The organism is Pseudomonas sp. UBA6276 (assembly GCF_002438365.1).
GTDB lineage: Bacteria > Pseudomonadota > Gammaproteobacteria > Pseudomonadales > Pseudomonadaceae > Aquipseudomonas > Aquipseudomonas coleopterorum.
On record NZ_DJUS01000056.1, the window covers coordinates 50,772 to 54,561 of the forward strand.

Sequence of the window (3,790 nt, forward strand, 5' to 3'; positions counted from 1 at the left end):
GCGCAAGCCGCGTCGGCGGTACAGGCGATGTACCTGCAAGAACGCCGTGCAGCTTTCTTCAACGCCCCAACGCCGCCTTACAACTCCTTGCGCCAGAACAACTCATGACTGCGCACTGCCTTGCGGAAGAATTCGTTCTCACCGGTGGCCGGCCAACGTCGACCCGCCAGCAACCACTGCAGCCAGCGCCGCACGCGACGCTTGAACGGGGCCGGCGGTTGCAGGTCGTGCATCATGCCTAGGGCCATGGCCTTGTCCATCTGCACCGTGGTGCTGACCGGCAGGCTGCACGGCACCAGCCGCTCGCGGGCATCGAAGAACGGCGGCAGGGCCACGCCCTCGCCTGCACTGCCCATGGGCCAGCGGTCGTTGTCATGCAAATGATTGGCATAGCCCAGCAGATGGCGTGGCAGGTGTGCCAGCCCTTCCAGTGCCTGCAACACCGCCGCCTGGGCGCAGATGTGGTCAGGGTGCGGATCGATGCTCGCGTGCGGCATCACCAGCACCTCCGGTTGCGCACGCTGCAACAGCTCGCGCAGGTCCGCCACCAGGTTGCTCCAGGTCGGCGCGCCGTCGGCGTCCGCTGGCAAGGCGAAAGGGTTGAGCTGGCGGAACGGGCGGATATCGGTCATGTCCGCCTCACGCGAGCCACACGGCTGCTCGGGCGCCGCCTGCATGGCCGGCAGTTGCAGACAGAAATACCCCAACTGCACGCACTGATCGGCCGGTACCCCAGCCCAGCGCGGCACGGCCAGACTGTCCCAGGCCCGTAGCCGTCCCTTCAGGCGCGCCGCCTGGGCCGGCGCCAGCCCCATCGCCTGATAGTGCTCGGCTTCGATCTCCCCTGCCGTCACGGTCACGATCCAACTGCTCGCCGCTCGGCTGTACAAACCATAAGCCGCCAACTCGGCGTCGTCGGCATGGGGTGCGATGACCATGACCCGCTGCTGGGTGAAATCCGGATGCTGGAAGCGCCACAACCGCGGTTCCCCGACGATCCCACAGAAACGCCCACGCACCCGCAGGCGGCCCTGGTTCAGTTCGTCAGCAAAGCCGCTCAGGTTCAGATAGCGCAAACCATCGACACCGCGCTCGAACGTCTGCCGGTCCGCCAGCTCGACGCCCTGCAGTTGCACGCACGGATCCAGGAATCGACCCAGCCAGGACGCTTTCACATCAACCGCCAGAATCAAGGTATCCGCCGCTTCCAGACGCTCCGTGACCTGCAGCAGCTCGCCGTTCAGGCTGACCCCGGCCAGCTCCGCGGTGCTGTCGAAACTGTAGGCGTAATCGTCGCCGGGGGAATAGAACAAATGATCGGCAAACCACGCCTCATGGGCCACCCAGGCCAGCACCAGCAGGGGCAGCGGCAACCACCAGGCGATCAGTACCCCCGCCAGCAGCATCACCGTCAGCCCAACCAACAGCACACGCCGCTTGTTGCGCCGATGCCGGGCGAGCAACGCCTGCTTGCGGCTCATGCCTGAAACACCGGAACGGGGTTGCACCAGCGGTCCTTGTATTCGCGATCGGCCCGGCCAAACGAGAAACGCAGCGGCTTGTTCACCGCGCGGGCCTGTTCCCAGGCACTCTGGGTATTCAGATAACTGAGCACGCTGCCAGGGCTGAACGCACGGGACTGCGGATCCACACCACCATTGATGTACTCCACACTGACCCATTCCGGAGCCTCGACGCGGTACACCAACTGGATGGCGATCGGCGCATCATCCAGCAGCAGCACCGACCCGATCATCAGCTCGCGCAGCATCTCGATGACCTCGCCCATGCGTTCGGCACCGGTTGCGGCAAAACCCCAGCGCCGCTGGAACAGATCGCAATAGATCGCCGCCAGCTCGGCGCTGCTGAACTCGGCGACAGGCTTTACCACCCCGCCCGCCTCTTCCAGCAGACGCAGTTCACGACGTTGGTTGTAGCGAAACTTCTTCGACAAGTCTTCCGGCGTGCGCGCCATGGCCAGGCTTTCGGCCTGCGCCTTCAAGCCGCTGAAACGCCCCTGGTTCAGTTCGGACAGGTAACGGCCATGGTGGCGCAGCGGCGCCTGGGCATCCTTGGCTGCCGGCAGGATCAACTCGGCATTGCCCAGATCGTACAAGCCCTTCTTGCCGTGCTGCTTGAGCACGTCCTTGGACAACGCCAGGTAACGACCCCAAGTAGGTATGGCCGCGACCAGTTCACCCGCGTGTTCCCAGCCCAGATAGCGCACCGGGATGCCGGCCAGCGCGGCCAGGCGCTCGACCACCAGTGGATGAGTGGCCACACTGCCGCCGAACTGTGTCCAGGCCTGTGCGTAGCTGGACGCATCCAGCGTTTGCCAGCCCCGCTCGCGTACGCTTTGCAATCTGTTGAGCATCATGTTTGCGCCGTCAGTGTCGTGACCATCGGCAGTTGCCAGAAGGCCCTGCGCACCGCGCGCTCGCAGAAGCGGGCGTCCAGGCGTTCGGCCATGAGCATTTCGTACCGCGCACGCTGGTAGCGATCCATTGTGGCCATGTGCTCCAGGCCCTGGGCCAGACGTTCGGCATCACCCTGCGGGAACAGGATACCGGCACCTTCGACGATCTCCTGCGCAGCGCCGCAGGCCGCCGCCAGGAGCGGCACATGGGCGACCATGGCTTCGAGCAGGACCCTGCCCGAAGGCTCGCTGGTGGAACTCGAGGCGAACACATCGAACGCCTTGAAGTACAACCGGGCCTGCGGCACCTGGCCCAGCAAACGCACCCGCTCGGCGACACCCAGCTCCACGGCCAGGTCCTTGAGGTGCTGTTCCTGCTCCCCGGAGCCGATGATCACCAGCAGCGCTCGTTCAGGCAGCTTTGCCAAGGCCAGGGCAAAACCGCGCAGCAAGGTGGCCTGGTCCTTGTCCGGATGCAGACGGCCCACGTTGCCAACGATCCAGGCATCGGGCGCAAGGCCCAGGGCCCGGCGGGCTTCGGCCGCCGGCAGCAACTGCTTCTGCAGGGTGAAGGTATTCATGCGGGTATAGAGCGTGGCAATACGCTCCGATGCCCAGCCAGGCAGGCAGCGGCGAATGTCGTCGCGTACCACATCGGACACACCCAGCAGCCCCAGGCGTCTGCGGAACAGCTGCACAAACAGCCGGCGCGAACGGCGCTGATAGGCACCAAACGCATGATGCACACCAATCACCCGCAGCGAAGTGCCCAACAGGGCAACGTAGACAGGCTCGAACTGGTGCGCGATGCAGAAAGCGAATGTTCGCGCAGAGGCAATCTTGCGCAGCTCGCCGATGGCACCGCGCTTCAGACCTGCCAAGGCCTCGGCGCTGCAGGCCATGAACAGCACTTCATCGCTCTCGCAGTCGGCGGCCACCCGAGCATCGGCTACGCCGGTCAAGAACACGGTGGTGACCCGATAACCACGGCCCACCAACACGCCGGCGTATTGACGGGCGCCCTCGAGAAGCAGCCCGTCATAGCCGTGGCAGATTTGCAGTACATGACGCTCAGTCGAGCGTGTCATAGGCTTTGGCGCCCTCTTTGACCACCAGAATGTCTTCCATGATCAGGTACTGCAGGTCCGAGCCATAGAACATGTTCAACGCATCCGTCGGCGAGCAGATCATCGGTTCGCCNNCGCGGGTTGTATTCGCGCTTGAGCACCTGGGCGCGCGAGGTGCCATCTTCATGGACCACTTCCGGCACACGGGTCTTCCATTCTTCGGCCACCTCGAAGGTGAACGTCATGAACGGCGCCGGGTGATCGATCTTGATCATCTGCGGCGCGACGGTGTCGAGCATCGAGGGGC

Annotated in this window: 3 protein-coding genes and 1 pseudogene; all 4 read right to left on the minus strand. The window is 64.6% G+C overall.

Translation table 11 applies throughout. From position 1 onward, the window contains the following. Positions 1–77: 77 nt before the first annotated feature. Positions 78–1,481, minus strand: coding sequence for a PIG-L deacetylase family protein (locus B2V21_RS06615; RefSeq protein ID WP_286916385.1), 1,404 nt, complete (start codon positions 1,479–1,481; stop codon positions 78–80). Next, positions 1,478–2,374, minus strand: a complete 897-nt coding sequence (locus tag B2V21_RS06620) for an antimicrobial resistance protein Mig-14 (RefSeq protein ID WP_286916386.1) — start codon at positions 2,372–2,374, stop codon at positions 1,478–1,480. Before B2V21_RS06620 ends, B2V21_RS06615 begins: the two co-directional genes overlap by 4 nt. Next, positions 2,374–3,504 carry a glycosyltransferase gene (locus B2V21_RS06625; protein WP_286916382.1) on the minus strand — a complete coding sequence of 377 codons (1,131 nt, stop codon included), beginning with the start codon at positions 3,502–3,504 and terminating at the stop codon, positions 2,374–2,376. Before B2V21_RS06625 ends, B2V21_RS06620 begins: the two co-directional genes overlap by 1 nt. Positions 3,505–3,620: 116 nt before the next feature. Further along, positions 3,621–3,790: pseudogene (locus B2V21_RS21705) on the minus strand (carbamoyltransferase C-terminal domain-containing protein); the annotation flags it as partial.

What these genes read in the sequence shown, in the direction of transcription:
- B2V21_RS06620 (WP_286916386.1), bottom strand. Translation starts at nt 2,374, where the DNA reads ATGCTCAACAGATTGCAAAGCGTACGCGAGCGGGGCTGGCAAACGCTG.
- B2V21_RS06625 (WP_286916382.1), bottom strand. Translation starts at nt 3,504, where the DNA reads ATGACACGCTCGACTGAGCGTCATGTACTGCAAATCTGCCACGGCTAT.
- B2V21_RS06615 (WP_286916385.1), bottom strand. Translation starts at nt 1,481, where the DNA reads ATGAGCCGCAAGCAGGCGTTGCTCGCCCGGCATCGGCGCAACAAGCGG.